The 24,329-nt window shown below is 69.8% G+C and carries 16 protein-coding genes; 5 read left to right on the forward strand and 11 right to left on the reverse strand.

Annotated features, from left to right (window positions below; genetic code table 11):
• Window positions 1-136 precede the first annotated feature (136 nt).
• Both QRN19_RS01850 and QRN19_RS01855 read left to right on the forward strand, forming a co-directional pair.
• Complete coding sequence (locus QRN19_RS01850; RefSeq protein ID WP_285024879.1) at window positions 137-790, forward strand: hypothetical protein; 654 nt, start codon at window positions 137-139, stop codon at window positions 788-790.
• Window positions 791-1,047: 257 nt separating this feature from the next.
• Entirely contained in the window at window positions 1,048-6,447 is a 5,400-nt protein-coding gene (locus QRN19_RS01855; RefSeq protein ID WP_285024880.1) for a PKD domain-containing protein, read from the forward strand.
• Between the two features lie 186 nt (window positions 6,448-6,633).
• Here the strand turns inward: QRN19_RS01855 and QRN19_RS01860 are convergent, their stop codons facing one another.
• Window positions 6,634-7,587, reverse strand: a complete 954-nt coding sequence (locus tag QRN19_RS01860; RefSeq protein ID WP_285024881.1) for a glycosyltransferase family 2 protein — start codon at window positions 7,585-7,587, stop codon at window positions 6,634-6,636.
• Window positions 7,584-9,125: a lipopolysaccharide biosynthesis protein gene (locus QRN19_RS01865; RefSeq protein WP_285024882.1), complete on the reverse strand. Its 1,542-nt coding sequence runs from the start codon at window positions 9,123-9,125 to the stop codon at window positions 7,584-7,586. Before QRN19_RS01865 ends, QRN19_RS01860 begins: the two co-directional genes overlap by 4 nt.
• A 102-nt stretch (window positions 9,126-9,227) precedes the next feature.
• Between QRN19_RS01865 and QRN19_RS01870 the strand changes: the two genes are divergently transcribed.
• Window positions 9,228-10,211: a glycosyltransferase family 2 protein gene (locus tag QRN19_RS01870; protein ID WP_285024883.1), complete on the forward strand. Its 984-nt coding sequence runs from the start codon at window positions 9,228-9,230 to the stop codon at window positions 10,209-10,211.
• A 33-nt stretch (window positions 10,212-10,244) separates the two neighbouring features.
• On the opposite strand, the gene QRN19_RS01875 is transcribed toward QRN19_RS01870, so the two are convergent.
• A complete protein-coding gene (locus tag QRN19_RS01875; RefSeq protein WP_285024884.1) occupies window positions 10,245-11,309 on the reverse strand; it encodes a glycosyltransferase family protein in 1,065 nt (354 codons plus the stop codon).
• A gap of 104 nt (window positions 11,310-11,413) precedes the next feature.
• On the opposite strand from QRN19_RS01875, the gene QRN19_RS01880 reads away from it, so the two are divergent.
• Window positions 11,414-11,932, forward strand: coding sequence for an acyltransferase (locus tag QRN19_RS01880; RefSeq protein WP_285024885.1), 519 nt, complete (start codon window positions 11,414-11,416; stop codon window positions 11,930-11,932).
• 10 nt (window positions 11,933-11,942) lie between these two features.
• On the opposite strand, the gene QRN19_RS01885 is transcribed toward QRN19_RS01880, so the two are convergent.
• The 5 genes from QRN19_RS01885 to QRN19_RS01905 form a co-directional block, all read right to left on the reverse strand.
• Entirely contained in the window at window positions 11,943-13,001 is a 1,059-nt protein-coding gene (locus QRN19_RS01885) for an acyltransferase family protein (protein WP_285024886.1), read from the reverse strand.
• Window positions 12,998-14,344 (reverse strand): hypothetical protein, encoded by a 1,347-nt coding sequence (locus QRN19_RS01890; RefSeq protein ID WP_285024888.1) that lies wholly within the window; start codon window positions 14,342-14,344, stop codon window positions 12,998-13,000. Before QRN19_RS01890 ends, QRN19_RS01885 begins: the two co-directional genes overlap by 4 nt.
• Before the next feature lie 260 nt (window positions 14,345-14,604).
• Window positions 14,605-17,292 carry a right-handed parallel beta-helix repeat-containing protein gene (locus QRN19_RS01895; protein WP_285024889.1) on the reverse strand — a complete coding sequence of 896 codons (2,688 nt, stop codon included), beginning with the start codon at window positions 17,290-17,292 and terminating at the stop codon, window positions 14,605-14,607.
• Complete coding sequence (locus QRN19_RS01900) at window positions 17,207-18,523, reverse strand: acyltransferase family protein (RefSeq protein WP_285024891.1); 1,317 nt, start codon at window positions 18,521-18,523, stop codon at window positions 17,207-17,209. Before QRN19_RS01900 ends, QRN19_RS01895 begins: the two co-directional genes overlap by 86 nt.
• 4 nt (window positions 18,524-18,527) lie before the next feature.
• Window positions 18,528-19,967 (reverse strand): tyrosine-protein kinase domain-containing protein, encoded by a 1,440-nt coding sequence (locus tag QRN19_RS01905; RefSeq protein WP_285024892.1) that lies wholly within the window; start codon window positions 19,965-19,967, stop codon window positions 18,528-18,530.
• A gap of 140 nt (window positions 19,968-20,107) precedes the next feature.
• Here QRN19_RS01905 and QRN19_RS01910 point away from each other — a divergent pair, with 140 nt between their 5' ends.
• Window positions 20,108-20,725 (forward strand): arsenate reductase/protein-tyrosine-phosphatase family protein, encoded by a 618-nt coding sequence (locus QRN19_RS01910; RefSeq protein WP_285024893.1) that lies wholly within the window; start codon window positions 20,108-20,110, stop codon window positions 20,723-20,725.
• 39 nt (window positions 20,726-20,764) lie between these two features.
• Here the strand turns inward: QRN19_RS01910 and QRN19_RS01915 are convergent, their stop codons facing one another.
• The 3 genes from QRN19_RS01915 to QRN19_RS01925 all read right to left on the reverse strand — a co-directional run bounded on the left by QRN19_RS01915 (window position 20,765) and on the right by QRN19_RS01925 (window position 24,028).
• Window positions 20,765-21,874 (reverse strand): glycosyltransferase, encoded by a 1,110-nt coding sequence (locus tag QRN19_RS01915; RefSeq protein ID WP_285024894.1) that lies wholly within the window; start codon window positions 21,872-21,874, stop codon window positions 20,765-20,767.
• 109 nt (window positions 21,875-21,983) lie between these two features.
• Window positions 21,984-22,763 (reverse strand): CDP-alcohol phosphatidyltransferase family protein, encoded by a 780-nt coding sequence (locus QRN19_RS01920; protein ID WP_285024896.1) that lies wholly within the window; start codon window positions 22,761-22,763, stop codon window positions 21,984-21,986.
• Entirely contained in the window at window positions 22,760-24,028 is a 1,269-nt protein-coding gene (locus tag QRN19_RS01925; RefSeq protein WP_285024898.1) for a glycosyltransferase, read from the reverse strand. The genes QRN19_RS01920 and QRN19_RS01925 overlap by 4 nt, the downstream gene beginning before the upstream one ends.
• Between the last annotated feature and the right edge of the window lie 301 nt (window positions 24,029-24,329).

The raw sequence follows: 24,329 nt of genomic DNA on the forward strand, positions 1-24,329 counted from the left end.
GGGCCAGTTGCGAGCCTATGAGGGGCATCAGCGCTTGCCGAGTCCACTTTCAGGTGCCACCCGAGCAGGGGTGCCAGCTCCGATACGGGCCGGACGACCGGTGCGATACAGTTCCCGAGACGATCTGGAGCGTGACATGGCCGAAGCAGATGACCGCAGCGAGGTTCCGACGACCGGCGACGAGCCCGGGGCACCCGGTCGTCGTCGCGTTGTGCCGGTCGTCGTCGGGGTGGTCGTCGCCCTGGTGATCGTCGGCGTCGTGCTGTGGCTGACCCTTCGCCCGGGCATGCCGTCATCGCAGACCACGAGCGACCCGTCCAGCGCCCCCTCCTTCTCGTCGACGGTGCTTCCGACCGCTGAGCCGGGCTCCACGTTGCCCCCTGCCGGGTCGGAGGCCGGCGCGATCGGGTTCGACGACTCGGCCGCCATCGGCGACGCGGTGAGCGTGCGGATCGAGTCCTTGGAGGCCGTCGACGGCGAGGCGTCCCAGCCCGGCGAGGTGGCCGGACCATCGATCCGCGTGACGATCGCCTTCACCAACAGCGGCTCCGAGGCGTATTCGCTCGCGGGCGCCGTCGCGAACGCATACTACGGCGCCGACCTCACTCCGGGGATCGAATTGGCGGCTCCAGGCGGTGTCGTGTTCCCCGAGCAGGTCGCGGCCGGCGAGACGGTGCGGGGCACCTTCATCTTCAACATCCCCGAGGACGCGCGCGACACCGTGCGGGTGACGGTGGACTATGCGGCGGCCGAGCCGGCCGTGGTGTTCGAAGGTGCCGCTCCGCGCTAGCCCGGCGTCTCAGGGGGCTCCCGGCGGACGATTTCGACTCGTGTCGATATCAGACATGTGTCGATCTGTCAGCCGCCAGTGCTGATCTTGGAGAAATTCACCCCTGATCTGGGGGTGCAACTGCCCCCAACGGGGTGCATCGTCGTCCCCCATCTTGCGGTTGACTGCGTGGAAGGACCATCCCCGCTGGCCCACGGCTCCCGACCGTGTGCGTCAGAGGTCCTACTCCTTCACCCGAGAAGACTGCGAGATACCCCATGACCACACTGCTGTCGTCCGAGCCCGCGACCCCGCGACGGATGCGCCGGCCGGCGCGCGCGCGCCTCATCGCCCTCGTCGGTCTGGCCGCCGTCTCCGTGCTGTTCGGCACCCTGACCGCCGTGCAACCGGCCGTGGCCGACACCACCCCGGCCGCCGGCCAACCGGCGACGGTATCGTCCGACGCGCTCCCCGCGCCGCAGATCAACGGCGTGGTCTGGGATCAGGTCGTCATCGGCAACACGGTGTATGTCGCGGGGTCCTTCACGACCGCGCGCCCGGCCGGTTCTGCGGCCGGTGCGAACACCGTGACCCGGAACAACTTCCTCGCCTACACGTTGTCGACCGGCGCGCTCCTCCCGTGGGCGCCGAACTTCAACCAGCAGGTGCGCTCCCTCGCAGCCTCGCCCGACGGCACGAAGCTCTACGCGGGTGGGCAGTTCACCGCGGTCAACGGGACGACGCGCTACCGCCTCGCCGCGTTCGACGTGGCCACGCAGACGCTGGTCGCCGGCTTCGCGCCCTCGATCAACTCGATCGTCAAGTCGGTCTCCGCCACCAACACCACCGTGTACGCCGGGGGGCAGTTCACGTCCGCGCAGGGCTCGGCCCGTGCCGGCGTCGCGGGCTTCGCCGCGTCGAACGGTGCCCTGACCGGCCTCGCTCCCGACGTCGTCGGCGGGACGGTCCAGGCGCTCGTACTCAGCCCTGACGCCTCGAAGATCGTCATCGGCGGGAACTTCACCTCGGTCAACGGCTCGAACAGCCCCGGGTACGGGCTCGCCGCGCTCAGCACCGCGACCGGTTCCTCCATGCCGTGGGCGATCAACTCCCTCATCCGCAACGGCGGTGAGGAGGCGTCGATCAACTCGCTCACCAGTGACGGCACGAGCGTCTACGGCACCGGATACACCTTCGGCACGGGCGGCAACATCGAGGGCGCGTTCAAGGCCGACTGGGCCGGCGGTGAGCTGCAGTGGGTCGAGGACTGCCATGGCGACTCGTACTCCGTCGCGGCCGACACCGACGTCGTCTACGTCGCCAGCCACGCCCACTACTGCGGCAATGTCGGCGGATACCCGCAGACCGACCCCTGGGGGTTCCAGCGCGCGACCGCCTTCACCAAGGCCACCACCGGCACGCTGACCGCCGACCCGTACGGCTACTACAACTTCGCAGGCACCCCGGCACCGACCCTGCTCAACTGGTTCCCGACGATCAACACCGGCAGCTACACCGGTACCGGTCAGGGCGCCTGGGACGTGACCGTCGCCGGTGACTACGTGCTCTACGCCGGTGAGTTCACCCAGGTGAACGGCACGGGCATGCAGGGCCTCGTGCGGTTCGCGAAGGCATCCATCGCCCCGAATAAGGACGGCCCCCGACTCACCGGCTCCAACTTCGTGCCCACCGTCACGTCGTTCAGCCGTGGGACGGCCCGCATCTCCTGGCAGGCCAACTACGACCGCGACAACACGGACCTCACCTACCAGGTGATCCGCAACAACGTCACGGCCTCGCCCGTGTACACGACCCAGGCCTCCTCCACGTTCTGGAAGCGCCCGGTCATGTCCTTCCTCGACACCGGCCTGACACCCGGGCAGTCCTACAACTACCGGATCAGGGCGACCGACCCGTACGGCAACTTCCAGCAGGGACTCAACGTCGCGGTCACCGTCTCCGAGGACGGCGTGATCAGCAGCTACCAGCAGTCGGTGCTGAATGACGGCGCGACCTCCCTCTGGCCGCTCGGCGAGTCGAGCGGGACCACCGGCTTCGACTGGACCTCGGGTGACGACCTGACCCTCACCTCCACCGGCGTGACGCGCGGAGCGGCTGGACAGGAAGCCGCCTCGAACAACGCGGCCACCACCTTCTCGGGCGGATCCAGCTCCTCCACCGTCCAGAGGCCGTCCCCGAACGTCTTCACCACAGAGGCGTGGTTCAAGACCACGACCACCTCCGGCGGCAAGATCATCGGCTTCGGCGGATCCGCGACCGGCAACTCCTCCTCCTACGACCGTCACGTCTACCTGGGCAACGACGGGCGCTTGAACTTCGGTGTGTACACCGGGAACACGAACGTCGTGACCAGCCCGAAGGCCTACAACGACGGTGAGTGGCACCAGGTCGCCGCCTCGCTCGGAGCGAACGGGATGCAGCTGTTCGTCGACGGGAAGAAGGTGGCCGCCCGGGCCGACATCACGAGCGGTCAGGTCTTCAACGGGTACTGGCGCGTCGGCGGTGACAGCCTCGGCGGCTGGCCCAACGGCCCGAGCAGCAGCAACTTCTCCGGTGACATCGACGATGTCTCGGTGTTCCCGACGGTCCTGACCCGCCAGCAGGTGGACGCGCATTACGTCGCCTCCGGTCGGACGTCCACCGTTCCGGCTGCACCCGCTGACGCCTACGGCGCCGCGGTGTTCGGCCTCGACCCGGCGCTCTACTGGCGCCTCAACGAGACGAGCGGGTCAACCGCCGTCGACGCCGGCCCGACCGAGTCGAACGGCCTGTACTTCGGTCAGGTGACCAAGGGTGCGAACGGCGCCATCTCTGGTGTGGACAACACGGCGGCCCAGTTCACCTCCAACGGCTGGGACGAGGGGGGTGTCGCGAGTCAGTCGAGCTATTCCAACCCGACCAGCTACGCCATGGAGGCCTGGTTCCAGACCACGTCGACCCAGGGCGGCAAGGTCATCGGCTTCGGCTCCAACCAGACCGGGGGGTCCGGCGGGTACGACCGACACGTCTTCCTGCGGCCCGACGGCAAGCTCGTCTTCGGCACCTGGACCGGCCAGGAGAACACGATCACCTCGCAGGCCGCCGTCAACGACGGCCAGTGGCACCACGTGGTCGCCCAGCAGTCCGCAGCCGGCATGAAGCTGTTCATCGACGGCGCGTCCGTCGGTACCAACCCGCAGACCGGTGCGCAGGACTACACCGGGTACTGGCGGGTCGGCGGCGACAACGCCTGGCAGGGTTCGGTCCCGTACTTCAACGGCAAGATCGACGAGGTCGCCGTGTACAACGCGCCGCTGACCGACGCCCAGGTCGCCCAGCACCGCGAGCTCGGCATCGGGCAGGCTCCCAACGTGTTGCCGACCGCCGCGTTCACGAACGCGGTCGCGAACCTCCAGCTCACCACGGACGCGTCGGCCTCGACCGACACGGACGGGGTCGTCAGCTCCTACGCCTGGGACTTCGGCGACGGCCAGACCGGCACCGGTGTCACGGCTTCACACACCTACGCCGCGGCCGGCAGTTACACCGTCAGCCTCACAGTGACGGACAACCGCGGTGGAACGGCCACCACCCAGCAGGCGGTGACGGCCGTGGCTCCGAACCAGCTCCCGACCGCGGCCTTCACGCCGACGGTCGTGAACCTGGACGGGTCCTTCGACGCCTCCGCCTCGGTCGATCCCGACGGGACGATCGCCTCGTACGCCTGGAACTTCGGCGACGGGACCACCGGGACGGGCGTCACCGCGACGCACACGTACGCCACGGCAGGCACGTTCAGTGTGAGCCTGACGGTCACCGACAGCGTCGGCGCGACCGCGAGCGTCTCGCACGACGTGGTCACGACGCTGGCTCCCAACCAGCTGCCGGTCGCGAGCTTCACGGCGGCGTCCACCGGACTGACGGCGAGCTTCGACGGATCGGGTGCCTCGGACCCGGACGGGACCATCGCCTCGGTGGCGTGGGACTTCGGTGACGGAACGACCGGCACCGGGACGACGACGACGACCCACAGCTACGCGACGGCGGGCACCTACACGGTCACTCAGACCGTGACGGACAACCGCGGCGGCACGGCGGCCACGACCCTGAGTGTCACGGTCGCGGAGATCCCGGTGGCGTCCACCTACGCGGCGGACACCTTCGAGCGCACCGCGAGCAACGCGTGGGGCACGGCGGGGACGGGCGGAGCCTGGACCGTCGCCGGAGGCAACACCAGCTTCTCGGTCGGCAACGGCACGGGCAAGATGTCGCTGCCCGCGGGCGGGACCCGCACGGCACGCCTCAACGCGGTGTCCGCGACGGACGTGACGGTGAGCGCGAAGATCACGGCCTCCGCCGTGGCGAACGGTGGCGGCGTGTACGCGTCCGTCATCGGTCGCCAGGTCGGGAACGCGTTCTACTCCACCCGCGTCTGGATCCAGGCGAACGGTGCCGTCCGCATCCAGCTGCTGCAGGGGGCGACCGCGCTCCAGGCGGTCACGGTCCCCGGACTGACGTACACCGCCGGACAGGCGCTCCAGATCAAGCTGCAGGTGACGGGCGCCTCGCCCACCACCCTCGGCGCGAAGGTCTGGGTCGCCGGAGCGACGGAGCCGACCGCCTGGCAGGTCCAGGCGACCGACGCCACCGCCGGGCTGCAGTCCGCGGGCCTGATCGGCCTCGGCGGCTACCTGTCGGGATCGACCACGAACGGACCGGTGACCGTCACCTTCGACGACTTGCTCGCAGCGACGCCGGGTGCGGCCCAGCCGACCCCGGTGAACCAGGCTCCGACGGCGGCGTTCACAGCGACGCCCTCCGGCCTCACCGCGGCGCTGGACGCCTCCGCCTCCACGGACCCGGACGGCACCATCGCCTCGGTCGCATGGGACTACGGAGACGGCACGACCGGCACGGGCACCACGTCCTCGCACGTCTACGCCGCCGGCGGGACGTATACGGTCACCGCGACGGTGACGGACAACGGCGGCCTCACGGCCACGACCACGCAGACCGTCACGGTCACCGCGCCGATCGTGCCTCCGGTCGACCCCGCTCCGGTGGTCATCGCGGCGGACACGTTCGCGCGGACCGCGGCGAACGGCTGGGGGGCGGCGCTGACCGGTGGTCCGTGGACGCTCGCCGGCACGGCTTCCTCCTTCTCGGTGAACGGCACCGCGGGCCTCATCTCGGCCACCGCCGGGCAGTCGCGCACCGCGCGGCTCGCCCAGGTCTCGTCCTCCGCGACCGACTCGACGGTGTCGTTCACGATCGCACAGGCGCCGACCGGCGGGGGACAGTTCGTCTCCCTGGTCGGCCGTCAAGTGGGTGCCGACAACTACGCGGCACGGGTCTGGGTGCAGGCGAACGGCGTCCTGCGTCTGCAGCTCATGAAGGGCTCGACAGCCCTGACGGCGGTGAACATCGCAGGCCTCGCCTACACACCGGGGATGAAGATCACCCTCCGCACACAGGTGTCCGGCGTCGGGACGACCGCCGTCAAGGCGAAGGCTTGGGCGGACGGACAGACCGAGCCCGACTGGCAGGCGAGCACGACAGACACGACCGCCGCGCTGCAGGCACCGGGGTCGGTCGGGGTGGACACCTACCTGTCCGGCACGATCACCAACGGGCCGGTCGTGGTGAACTACTCCGGCTATCGGGTCACCGCACTCTGAGCTGATCGAGACCCGGTCGGGAGTGGACGCGTCCGTCTGAGACGCCCACTCCCGGCCGCACCGACGGCGGTGTCATCCGGTGTTCGCAGCGCCGAGACATCGCCAGATGTGCCTCTGTCGGGATACGGAGCACACCGAGAAACGCCCCTGATGCTCATCAGGGGCGTTTCTCGGTGCGGGACCCGATCAGTTCGTGGACGCCCGGTCGGCGCGGATCCGCGCTGCGATTCGGCGGCCGTCGCGGATCGCACGGACGGCGGTCCACAGGACGGACGGGTTCGTCAGCAGCTGCTTCCGGCCGCCCTGGAGCAGGATCTCCCACGAGACCGCGAGGGTGGAGCGGCGCCAGGAGGCTTCGTCGCGCTCGCTCAGGTGGAGCGCGGCGAAGACGAGGCGGTTCCGGATGTTGTAGTAGTAGTACAGCCCCGACTTGGCTTGACCGGACGAGGTCTGTCCCACGGCCTGTGTGCCGCCCTCCGCGTGTACGGCGGTGACGTCGTCGAGGACGAGCAGCGCGCCCCCAGCGGCGACGACCTTGTGCGACAGGTCGACATCCTCCCAGTAAAGGAAGTACTCGTCCGAGAAGCCGCCGATCTCGCGCCAGAGCGACAGGCCGATGGCGAGGCATGCGCCGGTGAGCCAGGGCTCGATCCGATCGAGCGGCACCGTCGCCAGGCGACGACGACGGGAGCGGATACGACCGTCGTCCAGGTACAGGTCGGACCCGCCGAACCAGAGGCTGCCGTCCGGGCGGAGGATGCGCGGCGCGACCAGGGCCGATGGGTCGGCCTCGCACGCGGCGAACAGTGCGGCCGCAGCGGCCGGGAGGAGTTCCGCGTCCGGGTTGAGGATCACGAACCGGCTGGCGCCCGCTTCGACGGCGAGTTCGACGCCGGCGTTCACGCCTGCTCCGAAGCCGAGGTTGCCCGAAGGCTCCACCAAGTACCAGCCCTCGGCGGTCGCCAGTGCCTGGAGCCGGGCGCGTTCCGCGGTGGTCGTCAGGTTGTCGACGACGACCGCCACGAGCCCCGGAGCGTCCCGGGTGAGTCTCGTGAGGTGCTCGGCGAGCAGCGCACTCGAGCCGTAGTTGACGACCACGACGGCAGTGTCGTGGAAGTCGGGGATGGCGGCGGTGTTCATGCGAGACTCCCGTCGTCGGTAGGGCTGTCCGGCTCGATCGAGGCGGCGGGTGCGGTCTTCGACCGTCGCGCGGCCGAGACGATGCTGAGCACCATCCGCAGGTCTCGACGCACGCCGGGGACCACGAGTGCGGCGAGGCCGTACACCGCGAGGTCCGCCACGATCGCGGCGAGGATCTGCAGGACGGAACCGCCGCCCACGGCGAAGACAGCCGCACCGTACGCGGCGGCCCCGGCTGCGAGGGTCAGCAGCGAGATGCGCACGACGCCGAACAGGAGCTTCCGGATCGGGATCGGCGCCCACCGGTTCAACCACCAGAGCGAGAGCGGCCAGGACACCACAGGCTCGAGGGCGAAGCCCGCGGCCACACCGACGACGCCCCAGTTCGATCCGATGAGGACGAAGGTGATCTTCAGGGCCGCGCTCATCAGCGTGAACTGGAACAAGCGGGCGGTGAGCCCCTTCGACACGTAGACCCAGTACCCGACGAGGGCGAGCGTCTGGAAGGCGCCGGCCACCGTCAGGAACCGGAGGACCGGGGCCACCTCGAGCCAACGCTCGCCGAGACCGAGGGCCACGATCGGTTCCGCGGCGCCGGCGACGAGCCCGAGGCCCGCGACGAGCGTGTAGCCGAGTGCGACCTGTCCGCGCACGACGTAGGAGTCGAAGCGCGCCTGCTGGTCCTGGATCCGCGAGAGGACCGGGATCGCGACGCGGGTGACCGGCGCGCGGAGCTGGTTCAGCGGGTTCATGAGGAGCTGGAAGCCTCGGCTGTAGATGCCGAGCGGGGCCGCACCGAGGCGCAGGCCGATGACGAAGGAGTCCGTGTTGTTGGCCGCGTAGCCCACGAGCTGGGTGGCGACCATGTTCCAACCGAATCGGTAGAAGCCCCGCATGTCGACCCCGCGTCGAGGGAGCCGGGGAAGCCAGCGCGACGCGATGAGCACGAGGATCAGCGTCGCGAACGACAGCGTCACCATCTGCCAGGCCAGGGCCCAGTACCCGGCGCCGAGGACGGCGAAGACGATGGCGACGGCGAGCGCGATGACGGCGGCTGCGACGTCGACGACGGCGAGCGTCGTGAAGCGCAGCGACCGGCTGAGGCTCGCGCGGTGCTGGGTGCAGACGCCGTTCAGGAGGAAGGCGAGCCCCATGAACTGCGCGAGCGGCACGAGCTCGGGCTTCCCGTAGAGCGCCGCGATCAGGTAGGCCAGACCGAAGATGATCGCACCGAGCGCGATGCCGATGCCCGAGTTCGCCCAGAACAGGATGTCGCGCTGCCGATCACTGAGCGTCTTCGCCTGGATCGCCGCATTGGAGAGCCCGAAGTCGCGGAAGATCTCCGACACGCCGACGACGGCCATGACCATCGCGAAGAGGCCGTAGTCGTCGGGCGTGAGGAACCGCGCGAGCACGACCACGGACACCACCTGGACGAGGATCCTGGTGAGCTGACCGACCATGGTGACGGCAGCGCCCCGGGCGGCATGGCGGCCGAAGTCGCCGCTCATGGTGCCCGGCGCGGTCCCGGCGGTCATGCGCACACCACCGTGACGACGCCCGAGATGGGGGCGGTGGGGACGTCCCGGCACCCAATAGTCTGGTCATCCATCGACGGCTCTGCCGCGGAGAGGGAGCACATGCACTCGGAGACCCCGGCCGGAGCCACCGGACGCCAGGCCGCGACCTCGTTGGTCGTGGCCATGTTGACTTTCCGGAGACCGGACGACCTCCGGGTGGCGCTGCCGGCGCTGATCGAGCAGGCCGAGCAGGTGATCGAGCGGTTCGAGCGCGTCGAGGTGCTGGTCGTCGACAACGATCCGCAGGAGAGCGCTCGGGCCTTCGTCGAGGCGTTCCCGTCGGCGGGCCCGGTCGTGCTCACGTATCGCTGCGAGTCGGAGAGCGGCATCACCGCCGCACGCAACCGTGCGCTCGCCGAGGCCGCTGCGAGCGACCTGCTGGTGTTCATCGACGACGACGAACGGCCGACCGGGCGGTGGCTGGTGGACCTCGTCGCGACCTTCGACCGCGGCGACGCCGTGGCCGTGGTCGGCCCCGTCGTCTCCCGCTTCGAGCGGGAACCCTCCGCCTGGATCCAGGCGGGGGAGTTCTTCACCCGGCGCCGCATGCCGACGGGCACAGCGGTGTCGGTGGCAGCCACCAACAACCTGCTGATCGACTTGCGGGTGGTCCGCGGCATCGGGCTGGTGTTCGACACGGCCTTCGGGCATGCGGGCGGCGAGGACACGATGTTCACCCGGACGCTGCACGCCGCCGGCGGACGTCTCGTGTGGTGCGACGAGGCGGTGGTCTGGGACATCGTCCCGGCAGCCCGAAGCACGCGCGACTGGGTGGTGCGCCGAGCGTTCAGCAGCGGCAACAGCTGGAGCCAGACGTCCATCGCGCTCGAGGACTCTCTCCGCGGACGGCTCACGGCGAGGGCCCGCTGCATCGCCAAGGGGCTCGTGCGCGCTGCCGGGGGCGCGGCGAGGTCGGTGGTCGGTGTCGTCACCCGGTCGCTCCGCCATCGGGCGAAGGGCGTGCGGACGCTCGCGCGCGGCTTCGGGATGATCGCCGGTGCCGTGGGGTATTCGTACGAGGAGTACCGACGCGTCGACGCCTGAGCGGTGTCCGCGCGCCGGATGGGCTCGAGCAGCTCAGATCGCACGGACGTCGGCCTTCCGCGCAGCGGTGCCGGACGCGTCCGGTCGATCGTGGCCGAGCGCCGATCGATACGCCGCGAGGTGCAGCTCGCCGGACAGATCCCAGTCCCGGGCCGAGAGGTCGGGGGAGCTGCTCCGTGACGGATCGGAGACGATCCGGAGGGCGCGCTCGAGGTCGGCGGCGTCGAGGTCTCCCTCGTACTGCACGACCCAGCCGGGTCCCACCTCTGCGGAGAGGCGCTCGTTGACCGCATTGGACGGGACCAGCACGGGACGGTCGACGGAGAGCGCGGCGAGCGCGCCGCCAGAGTTGTGCATCTCGCGGTAGGGCAGGACGACGAGCTGTCCCTGCCGCGCGACGTCCACGAGCTCGGCGTCGCTCAGGAACTCGAGGCTGAGGTCGATCCGGTCGTCGTCCTCCGCCAGGCCGCGGAGTTCGGCCGCGAGCTCGTCACTGGACGGCCGTCCGGCCACCCGGAGGCTGTGCTCGCCCCCGGGAAGGGCCGTGAACGCACGGAGCAGACCGTCGACGCCCTTGTACCGACGGATGAGGCCGAAATAGCTCAGGCGACCGCTCACAGCGTCCCGCTGCGGGAACCGCGCGTACCAGTCGCGGTAGTGGCCGTGCGGGATGAGGGCGGCACCGACGCCTGCAGGCGGGACCGTCTGCTCGTTGAGCACGATGACGAAGGACGTCCGGCGCTCGAACAGTCCGAGGAGTGCGTGCTCGACCCGCGAGATCCCGGACGGCCGGTGGAGGTTGTGGAGCGTCCGCACGATGGGCGTCCGCGTGAGGGCGAGCCTTGCCAGCAGGACCAGCGTGAGGAGCTGACGGACGGCGCGTTTGGCCGCCGAGGATCCGGACACCAGGATCTCGGGCCAATGGGCGTGGAAGACGTCGTACCGACCGAGGATGGCCCCGCGCCAGGAGAACGTCCGCACCGCGACGCCGGGCGTCGTCGCGAGGTGGTCGCGCAGCATGACGATGTACGGGTTCGTGGTCTGCCGCGGTTCCGGGAAGGACTGCTGGACGGTGATGGTGCTCGGGTGCTTGGTCACGGGAATGGCCTCCGGAGGCGGGGTACTCGCGGTCCGACCGTCGCCGCTAGGCTCGCAGTCGGGGAATTCGAGGATCGGATGGGTCGATGGGACGACTGCGTGCCGTGCGAAAGCACTTCTGGAGCTATGCGCGTGGCGTGCTCCGCGGACACCCGGGCGCCAGGATCGAGGCGGGCGTGAAGCTCGGCGGTCCGGGGACCTACCGGCTCGACCGTGGCTGCACGGTGTCGAAGGGCGCGCAGATGTGGGTCGGCGAGGGCGCGACGCTGCATCTGTCGAAGGGATCGAAGATCGGCATGCGCACCATCGTGAACGTCGAATCGGGCCTGGATATCGGACCGGACGTCCGGATCTCCTGGGAGGTGCAGATCCTCGACACCGATTTCCACTGGACGACGTCGCCGACCGGACGACGCCGCGCCCACACCGCGCCGATCGTCATCGAGCGCAAGGTCCTCATCGGGACGCGCTGCCTGGTGCTGAAGGGCGTGACCCTCGGCGAGGGTGCCGTCGTCGGTGCGGGCTCGGTCGTCCGCCGCGACGTGCCACCGCGCACCGTCGTCGCGGGGAACCCGGCCGTGGCCGTCGGCGAGGTCTCCGACTGGGGCAGCGCCGTCGGCTGACCGGGCCGGCTCAGCGGACATCGGCGTGCCGTCCGCGCGTCGGAGCAGGAGCCGGTCCGCGGAGGAACCCGGGCGCTTCGTAGAGCACCCGTGCCGGCCCGCGCATGGCGGCCCCGCTGACGAGCAATGACCCGGCGATCGCCAGTCCGGCCAGCACCGGCGGGAGCCCGGGGGCCACGACCGCGATCGGTGCGACCCGCGCGAGCAGTGCGAGCAGGTAGGCCATGACGATGATGAGCGGTGTGTGGGTCAGGTAGACCGGTAGGGTGTTCGACCCGATGGACACCAGGCGCGGGATCCGCGCGAGCCAGCGGCTGACGGTCACCCCGGTGACGACGCCGAGGACGCAGTTCACGAAGTACAGGCCGGGCACCCAGCGCAGTCCGAACACGGCGACCACTGCGGAGACCGCGACCCAGGAGACCATCAGGGACACCAGGAGCGCCCCCACTCGCGCGCGGCTCAGGCGGAACACCGCGTCTTTCAGGTAGAGACCGGCGAGGAAGAAGAAGCAGTACTTGATCGAGCCGCTCCACCCGATGTTGGCGGTCTCCCACCCGCTGAGCGCGGCGGCCGAACAGACACCGGCGACCGCCAGCTGGATCCGCCAGTCGATGCGTCGGATGAGCTTCGCGACGACGAAGAAGATCGCGAGCGCCCAGATGAACCACAGCTCGAACCGCGGCGCGATCGGTGAGACGACCAGGTCGCGGATCGTGCCGACGAGGTTGATCGGTTGTCCCTTCATCGTCAGCCCCAGGAGGAACACCGCCGAGCCGATGACCTCCCAGACGAGGAACACCCAGACGAACAGCGAGAGCTTCGAGCGCCACAGGGCCCGCCAAGAGGCGGTCAGCCACTTCGCGGCGAAGAGTCCGGCAAGCATGAAGAACAGCGGCATGCGCAGCGAGGAGAGGGCCTCGTTGACCTGACGCCACCCGTCGATCTCGAACCCGGCCCCGAGGAGCCAGCTCGCCGAGTGGTACGTGGCGACGAGGGTGATGGCGAGCCCCTTGCCGGCGTCGACCCACTCGAGGCGCGGCTTGGCCTCCGGCGTAGCGGCGGTCATCTGCGCACCGCCGACCGGGGGCTCGGCAGGGTGCGCAGCGCGACGGTCCCCGACGGATCGGTCCGGTGCCGAGTCGCCACCGGGACGAAGGCCACCCCGAGGAACAGCATCGTGAGGAGCATGGACGAGTCGATCGGGCTGAAGCACAGGTTCCACAGCATCCTGATCGCGAGCCAGACCACGAGGGCGCTGGCCGCGCGGCGGGCGAGTCCGTCGCCGATGGCGCGGAAGGTCAGGACGAACAGGAGCACGACCAGCGCGGCCCCCAGGAGTCCGAAGCGCACCCACAGGTCGCCGATCATTGAGTGGACCTCGTAGCCGTTGCCGAACATGTACCGCTCGACGTACCCGTTGTTCGGCTGGTAGCCGATGAAGGACATGCCGGTCTTCGCCGACAGGATGTCGGACAGGGTCGGGAGCGCTCCAGAACCGTAGCCGAGCGGACGGTTCGCGACGAGCTCGACGGTGGCGGCGGCCTCAGGCCTGCCGCCCACGATGAGGTTCCCCGAGGTGTCGATCTGCGCCTGGGTGCGTTCCTGGGTCCGCTCACCGAGCAGCCCGCCCAGGATCACGGCCTGCGCGATGGTGTACACGGCCGCGGCGAGGACGCCGAGCCCGAGGAGTGTCCGGACCGTGGAGCCGCGCCCGCCCGGGCTCGACGGACGCAGTTGCCAGAGCACGAGGGCCGCCGTCATCACGAGCATCGCGCTTCCGGAACGGGCGTCGTTCAGGGCGCCGATGACGCCGATGACGGCGATGACCGCGAACTCCATGAGCCGCGAGCCCCAGCGCCACGCCAGGGCCAGGAGCAGGACGGTCAGCGGCAGGGACAGTCCGAAGCGCCAGACGTTGACGCTCGAGAGTCCGTTCCCGAGGGGGATGGCCGCCACCATGCCGAGTCCGAACCAGACCGCGACCGTGGGGGCGCCGATCACCGTACGCGCCCAGAGCAGCGCACCGGTGCCGGCGACGAGCCCCAGCACCATGAAGGAGTTCCCGGCCAGCAGGGTCTGGCTGGTGGACTGTCCGGCGCTGCTGAATGCGGTCAGGACGGCTCCCATGGCGATCGCGGCGAGTCCGAGGACGCCGAACAGGCGGGCCTCGCGGTACCGGGCCAGCACGGGGAGCCACACGGGGATGAGGAGGAGGGCGAAGACGTAGCCCACCTTGAGTCCCTGCGGGAGGTCGATCGACATCGCGAGCAGGACGGCCGCCGTCGCCGCCGCAGCCCGGTCCATCCACGTGTGCGGTCGGAGCGGTCCGCCGGGCTCGACGGCCGTCGGGGTGGGCACGGCCGGGGGAGTGGCGGGGCGGGTCGCTCGGATGCTCGGTCGTGCCGTCATGATCGCCCCCTCATGGCTCCGGTCGGATCGTCGGTTCGCCGGGGCCGTAGGGTTCGAGGACGTTCGGGCGTCGTTCGATTCGGGAGGGCCTGGAGTGGGGATGCGCCGGGTCAGCATCCTTCCACCGGTGCTCCGATTCTACTGAAGGGCACCCCCGAGGGCCTTCCCCCGTTCGCGGGGATGTTGCCCCCAAAGCGAGGGGTGACGACTGAACGGCGTGTGCCGGAGCACACGCCGTTCCGATCATGATCCGAAGGTGATCAGGGGCTGAGGAGGCTCCCCGCCCGCGCCGGGGCGATCCCAGCCTGCAACCCCAGCAGGCCGGCGATGGAGCTCGGCACGGCGACCACGACGAGCGCCGACTGGACGAGTGCCGCCGGCGTCAATTGGTAGCCCGCCGTCGTGACCGCAGTGCCCTCGACGAGTACCGACCGCCGTTCCTGGCCGGTCGCCTTCGTGAACGCGGCCACCGTCGCGAAGCTCTTCGCGGTCGCTGCACCCTGTCCCCAGCGCACCGCGAGCGACGGGGCGTTCGCGGAGGCGCGCTGGTAGACGTTGCCGTTCAGCGTGAGCTTCATCTGCTCGGCAGTGAACTCCTTCGACTGGTCCTCCACGCAGACGAGGCACCCACCGCCGGCACCCGAGATGACGTTGTTCGACACCGTGACGTTCTTGATGATCCACGGCACCGTCATGTCGGGCAGCGGCTGACGCCGGTCGTGGCCCGCGGAGTTCACGTTCGTCTGGCGACGCTTGTCCTGGGTCAGCTGCAGGGCGGCCATCGAGTTGCCCGTGATGGTGTTGTTCCACACCTGCACGTTGCCGGTGTTCCCGATCCACAGGCCGTACCGCCCGTTCGAGGCGATGACGTTGTTCGTCACGGAGAACGTGTCCGAGATCTCGAGGATGATCCCGGTCGCTCCGTTGCCGATGGAACGGTTCCCCGAGACCTTCCCGTTGTACACGGACTCGTCGAGCCAGAGGCCGACGGTGGTGTTCTTCTGGAAGTCGTTGTCGGTGAACGCGACGGTGCGCGAACGCGTGATCTTGAACCCACCGGACACCGGCATCCGGTTGAAGTTCTGCACGTTGTTGCCCGAGATCACGGAGTTCTTCAGCGTGAACTTATCGGCCGAGTTCGCTCCGCCGCCCATCATCCCGTTGCCGGTCGCGGTGATGTTCGCGAAGGTCACGCCGGTGCCCCACGCGTACATGCCGATCGTGGCGTTGTCCTGCACCACGAGGTTCTCGAAGGTGATGGCGTCGTTCTGCGCCGTGATCGCACCCATCTGGTAGACCGAGTTGCCGTAGTTCCGGACACCGAGGCCGCGCACGACGCTGCCGACGCTCTTCACGGCGAGTGCCGTCTGGAGCTTGCTCGCCGTGACGGTCTTCCCGGAAGGGTCCGTCCCGAGGATGAGGCGCTTCCCAACGCGGTCGACGAAGAAGGCACCCGCTCCCACCGCTCCCTCACTGGCGACCTGTTGCTGGGCGACGCCGTCGACCCATACCTGGTCGGGGTAGGCGGCGAGCGGGTAGGCGGGGTTGATGAACTTGATGGCCTCGGCACTGCCGTCCGACGCACCCTTGGTGAAGGTCGGGCTGGTGTCGAAACCGGTGTTCCATCCGGAGACGGCCCATCCGACGGAGCTCTTCTTCCAACCGGTCACGGTGGAGCTGCCGTCGAGCCAGACCGCCTCCTTCGGGTACGACTGGATGGTGAGCTTCTTCGAGCTCGCGATGACGACGCTCTCCCGGTAGGTCCCGGCCCGGAGTACGAGGGTGGAGCCGCTCGGAGCCCGATCGACGGCGTGCGCGAGCGAGGTGTAGGGCGAGGCGAGCGTCCCGGAGCCCCCGGCGCGCGAACCGGGAGACACATAGAGCGCCTTAGCCGGAATGGCGTAGGACGTCGACCCGACCGGTGCTGAACCGCGGCCCGTCGAGGGGACCTGCGAATCGGGAGCAGTGGGTGTGGTCGGCGTGGTGGGCGTCGTCGGTTCGGCCGGCGTGGTGGGCTCCGGCGCCGGTGTCTCCTCGGGGTCCGTGGGTTCCGTCGGCGCGGGGACCTGCGTCGTCGGTTCCGGTTCCGGATTCGCCGACGTCGACGTGACGGGGGCGGCGCTCAGCGCGCTGATGCCGAGGCCCTGCGGTGCGGCCGCGCTCGACAGATACCCCCAGACCCCGATGCCGCCGGACTGGAGACGCTGCGCACTCGCATCAGTGGCGATCCGCTGCCAGGACGGCTTCGCGCCACCGACGACCCACGCACGACTCGCGATCGTCACGGTGGCGGACGATCGGGTGCGGAGGTCCATCTGGAGCGACTGCCCCGGCTGGAGGCCGGAGGCGATGAGTGCCTCCTTGGAGAGCCTCGTCTGGTCGGCGGTGGAGCCGTCGACGCGTGCGGTACCGAGGTAGACCGAACCGTCGGGCGTGACGCGCAAGGTGCTCTGGTAGTACCGCTCGCCGTCGGAGCGGGCTTGCAGCCCGAAGTACAGTCCGCTGCCCGCGGTGGGGAGGGCCGGGACGGTGATCGTCGCGGTCGACTGCACGTCGGCGATCTGGACAGCAGAGAGCAGTGCCTGCCGGGCTGTGCCCGGGGTGGCGAAGGACATGCTGCCTCCACCTGCCACGGCCAGTCCGGTGGTGACCGGGGAGGTGTAGGCGCCTCCGAGCTCTGCGGTGCCGAAACCGCTCGCGACCGTCCGGGCGAAGGTGTCGTTGACGACGGGGGAGCCGACCTTCCAGGTCTCTGTGGCGGCGCTCGCCGGCGTCGCCACCGTGAAGGAGGCGAGGATCAGCGCCCCAGCGGCGGCACCGGCGGCCAGCAGTGAGCCGAGGCGTCGGGTACGTCCCTGTCGCTCAGGTGTCGCGGCTCGGCGGCTCGTCGTCTGGTTCAGGTGCCGGCGGTCGGCGGGGGGACCGGCTGCGTACGGATCGGAAGTCAAAAGGGGGTTCCTCACGGGGATCGGGAGCGTCCGATCCCTCGACGCGGAGCAGGGGCGGGGGTGATGCGATCGCGTCGTGCGGGGCGGACTCGGCCTTCGGGAGGCCGTTTCGGTCGGGTGGCGCTGGAGTGTTGTTGAGGGATGCTACAGCAGGGATCTGTGACGGGTCCATGTTTCGGAGGCGAAGATCCGAGGTGGTCGTCCACCTCCGGACCGGGACGGAGAAGACGCCGGGTACCGAACGGAGAAGTCGGTGGATGCCTAGTGATACGAGGATCGACAGCGCGGTGAGGGAAGGAGGGAGTGCTACCAGCTGCCAGGATGCCATCTCATCGGCGACCGGGTGCAGCGCTCCGGCGACGGCAATCATAGGAAACGTATGTACGAGGTAGATCGGAAGGGTCCTGGTGCCGAGGAAGGCCAGGAACGCCCCCGCGCGCACGCGGGACAACACCACGGCGAGCGCGATGCCGGTCGCGGTCGCTACGAGGCCCGCCCCGAGCAGGACGAAAGGGAGGAACCGCCACTCGGTGCGGAGGACGACGGCGACGATGGCCCCGTAGACCACGACGAGCGCGAGGAGGTGTCTGAGCCGGAGCCGCGGGGCGATCCGTCGGACGAGTGGGGCCGCATGCGCGGCGAGGAGGAAGAAGCAGAAATAGCGCCCTGCCTTCTCCCACGGCACGCCGAGCGACGAGAACATCCCGGTGCCGAACGCAGCGGAGACGACCGCGGCGAGCCCGAGCTGCAGGAGACGAGGCCAGCTGCGGATGAGCCAGGCGATCGTGAAGTAGATCGGCAGGGCGTAGATGAACCAGAGGTTGGGGTGCGGCTGGACGAGGATCGAGGCGAAGGACCACCAGGTCACCGGGTCCGGTATGTCGCTCATGGGGGGCATCACCGCGCCGTATGCGGTCTGCACGGTGCTCCACACCACGTAGAGATAGAGGAGCAGCACCAGACGCTTGCGGAACAGATCCCCGAAGGAGCGGGCGATGGCCGAGGGCGCCAGCAGCCCGGAGACGAAGAAGAACAGCGGCATCCGGAAGGTGTCGAGGGGCGTGCTGGCGAGCGCCCACGGACCGGCGATCCCGGCCACACCGAGGTACATCACGGCGTGGAACAGCACCACGAGGATGATGGCGATTCCGCGTGCGGAATCGATCCAGGTTTCTCGGGAACCGGCGCCCGTGGACGGACCCGGCCGCGCGTGTCGGGCCGTTGCGGACATCGGGCTACCGCTCTCCGGCGGTCTCCGGCATCGGCTCGGAGGCCGAGGACGCGGACGATCGCCGACGCGGGCGGAGGGCGTGGCTGCTCTGACGGGGTCGGGCGTTCTCGTCGTCCGTGTAGTAGGTGGTCCGCTCGTGGTGCCGCACGTCGTTCGCCACCACGCCGAGGACGCGTGCGCCGACCGAATCGAGGTTGGACAGCGCCTTCTGGAGCTGCTGCCGCTTCGTCCGACGCTCTCGGACGACGACGATCGCGCCGTCGGTCTCGTGGACGAGCCAGAGCGGGTCGGTGACCGGGATGACCGGGGAGGTGTCGATCACCACGAAGTCGTATCTCGCTTTGAGCGCCTCGAGGGTGCCGCGCATCGTGTCCGAGGCGAGGAGCTGGTTGGGGTTCGGCGGCACGGCGCCCGCGACGAGGACGTCGAGGCCGGGGACGCCCCAGGGCTGCACGGCGTCCTCGAGCGAGGAGTCGCCCAGAAGCACGCTGGTGAGGCCGACCGATCCCTCGAGGCCGGTGTAGTCGGCGATCGAGGGGTTCCGGAGGTCGCCGTCGACGAGGATGACGCTCCCGCTCGACTCGGCCAACGACATGGCGAGACCGACCGAGACGGAGCTCTTCCCCTCGCCGGGGAGTGCGGAGGTGACCACCACGGAGGCCACGGGCTTGTCGACGTCGGCGAAGGCGAGGCTCATGCACAGCGACCGGAACGCCTCGGCGGTGACGCCGTTCGGGCTGGAGCGGACGACCTGGGCGATGCGCCGGTCGCGCGAGGTGCGGCCGATCTCCGCGAGGAGGGGCAGGTCGGTGACCAGGTCGATGTCGGTGTTGCTCCGGATGCGGGTGTCCACGAGTTGGCGGAGGACTGCCCAAGCGAGGCCGAGCAGGACGCCGACCGCAGCGCCGAGACCGGTGATCAGCCGGACATCCGGCGACACCGGGTTCACCGGTGCCGATGCCGGCGAGATGATGGTGAGCTGCACCGAGGCGGCCTGCGCCGCATCCTTCGGGGAGATGTTCGCGACGGCGTCTGACAACGACTTCGCGATGCCGTCGGCGATCGCCCTGGCGAGCTCCGGGTCGGAGTTCACGACGGAGATGTCGACCACGACGGTGTTGAGCGGGGTGTCGGCCGTGACCGTCCGGGCGAGCTGGGCGACCGTCAGGTCGAGACCGAGGTCGTTGATGACCGGCTGCAGGACGTACGGGGATTTCGCGATGAGGGCGTAGGACTGCACGAGGTTCTGCACGTAGGTCGATCCCTGGACGAGTTCGCTCGTCGACTCGCCGTACGCGGCGGAGGCGTAGGCGCTGCTCGTCGAGCGGTACATGCTCGGCATGGACTGCGCGTAGACGTAGCCGCCCGCTGCGCCGAGGAGCGCCAGGATGAGGATGACGGCCCACTGCTTGCGGATCGCGCCGAGGTAGTCGTGAACGGTCACGTCACTGCCCTTCTGCCGGCACCTGGCCGGGGCTGTGCTGCGGGCGGCGCGGGACGGCCGCCCTGGTGGTCCCACTATCATGTGGGGAGGACGAGGGGAGCAGGGATCTGGACGAGCATCGTGACCAGACACTGTTGGTGGTGTGCGCGGCGAACGTCTGCCGCTCGCCGCTGGCGGAGTTCCTGTTGCATCGACGGTTGAGCGGTCTGGCCGGCTTCGACGGCGTCGTGGTCGAGAGCGCCGGGGTGTCGGCCAGAGCCGGCTCCGAGATCTGCGAACGGGTCAGGCGGGTGGAGCGCGGCGACGGCTTCGCTGCGTTCGCCGGTGCGCACCGCTCACGGCCGGTCTCGCTGGAGATCGTCGAGGGTGCGTCACTCATCCTGACCGCCTCCACGGCCGAGCGGTCGGCCATCGCCGCGCTCGCACCGGCGGCGCGGTCTCGGACGTTCACCCTGCGCGAGGCGGCTGCACTGGCCACCGTGCCGGGCTTCGCCGACGAGGCCGATGTCGAGGCCGACGGGGTGTTGGACCGCTTCGCGACGATCATCCACGGGCGCCGCGGGTTCGCACCCACGAGCCGGAAGCCCACGGGCCTCCGGCGGTTCGGGCGGAGGACGACGCCTGCGGACCCGTTCGACATCGCCGACGGCCACCTGCAGGGGTCGGCCGCCCACGACCGCACCATTGCGCAGGTCGGAGCGGTCGTCGACGCGCTCACGGCCGCGCTGCCGGCCGCGACACCCCGCGACGCCGCCTGACGGGCTCCACCGGAAACTCGACCCGGACGACGGTCGGCGCTACACATGGACGCGTCCGCTCCGCCGTCCCCGGATCGGGAGCCCGACCACGGAGTCGATGATCCGGTCCTGGTAGGAACGGACGGAATGCCGGTCGGCGGCGATTCGCTCATCCGTGATGGCCGCGCTGGAGCGGGTGGCCCAGTCCGACCGGATCTCGGCGAGGGCGTCGGCGATGGCGGTCGCGTCTCCAGGGGTCACGAAGGTCGCGGCACGGTAACCCGCCGCGGCCTCGCGAAGCCCTGAGGTGTCGCTCACCACGACCGGCCGGGCGGCGAGGATGCTCTCGACCGCGGTGTTGCCGAAGGGCTCGTCGAGTCGGGACGGCACGACGAGCACGTCGCTGGTCGCGAGCGCGGCCCACGGAGACGGCTGGAATCCGTGCAGCGTGACGCGCCCCTCGAGCCCACGCTCCGCGATGGAGGCCAGCAGCTCGTCCTCGAACCACTCGTAACCGGGGTAGACGGCGCCGACGATGTCGGCTCGCGCTCGGATACCGCGGCGGGTGAGCTCGTCGACGGCCTCGATCACGAGGTCCGGCCCCTTCCGCGGCGAGAGACGGCCGACGAAGAGCACGCGGAGTTCGTCGAGCACGTCCACGCGGGGCTGCGTCACCGCGTCGGGGCCGGGTACGCCGTTCAGGACGACGCTCGTCCGACCGGCGAGTCGACGGTAGGAGCGCTGGAGCGTCTCGGCGCTGTAGCGGCTGTTCGCGATCAGCCGGTCCGCGAACAGCAGGGGGAAGGCGAGGGCGCGCATGACGACGGGCTTCGCCGAGCCCTCCGCCTCGTGGACGTGCACGACGGACGGCAGGCGGTGCAGGCGGGCGAGTGCCGTCCACAGCGGGATCGTGATGGTGTTGGTCCACACGAGGTCCGGCTGCACCGAGCGGAGGAGCCGTCCTCCTGCTCGCAGCCCGCGGACGGTCTGCGATACGAGCGCGCCGAACCCGCGGGGGGTCAGCAGGCTCTTCCGCAGCACCAGCGTCGGCACGATGTGCACCCGTGCGCCCCGCTCGACGAGCAGCGCACGCAGTGGCCCGTCGGCCGGCATCGTCACGACGACGTCGGAGCCGTCGCGCACGAACGCCTCCACCGTCTCCAGGAACACGCGGTCGGATCCGTACAGGTCCGCGCTCGGATGCGCGAGCAGTAGTGTCCTCCGTCCGGTCGACGCTGCAGTCGACCGGACGGACCCCCCAAGGCCGTTCATCGTCGGATCAGCTCCGGACGTCTGCGGCGGGAGCCGCTCCGAGACGGTCCATGTCTCGGAACCACTTGACGGACGCGAGCAGGAGGTGACCGGCGTTCGCGATGAACATCAGCGTGTAGGCGGCGAAGAAGAGGGGTGGGAAGCCGATGAGGAGGAAGATCATGCAGAGGAAGCCGTAGTCGGTCGGGATGACGAGCAGCGAGCGCATCGGCGAGCTCCGGCGGGCGTCGAGGGCCGGCTTGTAGCCGTAGGCGGCCTTCAGCTGGTCGTTGAGGATCATCGCGAAGAACGAGACGGCGGCGACCACGGTGTAGCCCATCGGGATGAGGTACAGCGCCGGGTTCGTGAAGTCGAAGTGGCGGAAGACCATGATGAGGACCGCGAGGTGCAGGGTGGAGATCTTCGTCGCGTCGACGACGTGGTCCAGCCATTCGCCGCTCGCCGAGCCGCCGCCGCGCAGGCGGGCGACCTGGCCGTCGGCCGAGTCGAAAGCGTACCCGATGGCGAGGGCGAGCCAGACGGCGACACCGACCCACCAGGCGGGTGGCAGGATCGCCAGCATCGCGATACCGGCGAAGGTGAACAGCGCGCTGATCGCGGTGACGACGTTCGGGGTCAGTCCGACCTTGTACGCTCCGGCGGCGAGATACCGCCCCGCCTTGCGGTTCACGTAGATGGAGTAGGCAGGTGCCCCCGGTGCGCGCTTCTTCTGGGCGCCGGCGAGGCGGGCGATGATCTCGGTGTAGGACTCGGTGGTCGAACGGGTGTCGGCAGTGATTCGGGTCATGCCAATCCTCCGGTGCTCTCGGTGATGCGTGTCGGGTGGATGCCGGCGACGGGTTTCGGGTTCCAGTCGATCGGCAGACGGTTGAACCGTCCGGTGCCGTGGATGGTCGCGCCGTCGGCCAGGCGCAGGGCGAGCGCCTCGTAGCCGTCGGCGATGGTGTCCCAGCGGTATACCTCGGCGGCGCGTGCCTGGAGCGCTCCTCCGAGGGCCGCCGTGCCCGCCTCGTCCAGCTCGGCCTGCTCGATGAGTCGGGCGACCTCGTCCGCCGTGGCGAAGAAGGAACCGGTGCTCCCGACGACCTCGTGGTTGAAGACGGAGTCGAAGCCGATGACGGCCGTTCCGGCACCCATGGCTCGGAGCAGCGAGGGGTTCGTGCCGCCGACCGAGTGGCCGTGGACGTAGGTCAGTGCCCCCGCGTACAGCTGATCGAGGAGCTCCTGGTCCCAGACCCCGCCGAGCAGGTGCACCCGGGGGTCGCTGGCGGCCAGGGCCGCGATGCGTTCGCTGTGCTCGGCGCCATAGGGTGCGGAGCCGACCACGACGAGCGGGTGTCGCGCCTCGCTGCGGATGAAGCCCTCGACGATGAGGTCGACGTGGTTCTCCGGTTCGAAGCGGGCGACCACGAGGTGGAACGCACCGGCCTCGACGCCGGCACCGGAGCCGAGCAGATCCGTCCGAGGCTGTTCGAGGATCTTGGCGCCGTAGGTGAGGAGTTCGGTCGGCACGCCGAACTGCTGCTCGTAGTAGTCGGCGATCCCCGCCGCGTCTGCGATGAGCGCGTCGGCGGTGCGCACGGACCGCTCCTCCGCCCACCGGTAGTAGCGCTTGCCGGAGCCGCTCCACTTGGCGCGCTTCCATTCGAGGCCGTCGACGTGCACGGCGGTCGGTACGCCCTTGGCGCGGATGACGGGGACGAAAGGTGCGTTCGCCGCGTTGAAGACGAAGGCCACATCGTGGCGTCGGGTGACCGCCATGTGGAGAACGGACAGAGCGGTGTGGCTGAGGGTCTCGAGGACCTTCTTGCGGACGGCAGGCAGGTGCACGAGTCGCATACCGAGATGCTCGGCCGGTTGCTCAGCCGCGGTGCGGCGGCAGTAGACCGTGACCTCGTGGCCACGCGCGGCGAGCCTGCTGCCGATCTCCTCGACCGCGGTCTCGAACCCGCCGTAAGCCGCAGGGACTCCTCGCGTGCCGACCATCGCGATGCGAAGGGTGCCGTCGGACTGACGTCCGTGGGCGACGCCCCTGCGAGAGTGGCCAGTCATCGGATCGTCGCCGTTTCGCCGGTCGTCGAGCACTGCTGAATGGAGATCATGGGTGAGTTCGGGTTTCTCATGGGTTCGCTTCCGCGGCAGTGTGTCCGGGTCTGCGTGGCGAGGCGGGATGTCGACGCTGCAAGCGTCGTTGCTCGGATGGTGGGCGTCGCGTACCGGGTCGGGTGTCCCTGCACGACGACGATGGTGCAGCGCGTGCGCGTTCGCCCGGTACGTCCGCTTTCGGGTGCGGACGGCGTCGAAGGTCGATTCGCTCGGGTAAGCGTCACGGATATCGATGCACGATCGGGTT

The sequence above is a fragment of the Plantibacter sp. ME-Dv--P-122b genome (assembly GCF_030209375.1).
Classification (GTDB): Bacteria; Actinomycetota; Actinomycetes; order Actinomycetales; family Microbacteriaceae; genus Plantibacter.

What these genes read in the sequence shown, in the direction of transcription:
- QRN19_RS01850 (WP_285024879.1), top strand. Translation starts at nt 137, where the DNA reads ATGGCCGAAGCAGATGACCGCAGCGAGGTTCCGACGACCGGCGACGAG.
- QRN19_RS01855 (WP_285024880.1), top strand. Translation starts at nt 1,048, where the DNA reads ATGACCACACTGCTGTCGTCCGAGCCCGCGACCCCGCGACGGATGCGC.
- QRN19_RS01860 (WP_285024881.1), bottom strand. Translation starts at nt 7,587, where the DNA reads ATGAACACCGCCGCCATCCCCGACTTCCACGACACTGCCGTCGTGGTC.
- QRN19_RS01865 (WP_285024882.1), bottom strand. Translation starts at nt 9,125, where the DNA reads ATGACCGCCGGGACCGCGCCGGGCACCATGAGCGGCGACTTCGGCCGC.
- QRN19_RS01870 (WP_285024883.1), top strand. Translation starts at nt 9,228, where the DNA reads ATGCACTCGGAGACCCCGGCCGGAGCCACCGGACGCCAGGCCGCGACC.
- QRN19_RS01885 (WP_285024886.1), bottom strand. Translation starts at nt 13,001, where the DNA reads ATGACCGCCGCTACGCCGGAGGCCAAGCCGCGCCTCGAGTGGGTCGAC.
- QRN19_RS01890 (WP_285024888.1), bottom strand. Translation starts at nt 14,344, where the DNA reads ATGACGGCACGACCGAGCATCCGAGCGACCCGCCCCGCCACTCCCCCG.
- QRN19_RS01900 (WP_285024891.1), bottom strand. Translation starts at nt 18,523, where the DNA reads ATGTCCGCAACGGCCCGACACGCGCGGCCGGGTCCGTCCACGGGCGCC.
- QRN19_RS01920 (WP_285024896.1), bottom strand. Translation starts at nt 22,763, where the DNA reads ATGACCCGAATCACTGCCGACACCCGTTCGACCACCGAGTCCTACACC.
- QRN19_RS01925 (WP_285024898.1), bottom strand. Translation starts at nt 24,028, where the DNA reads ATGACTGGCCACTCTCGCAGGGGCGTCGCCCACGGACGTCAGTCCGAC.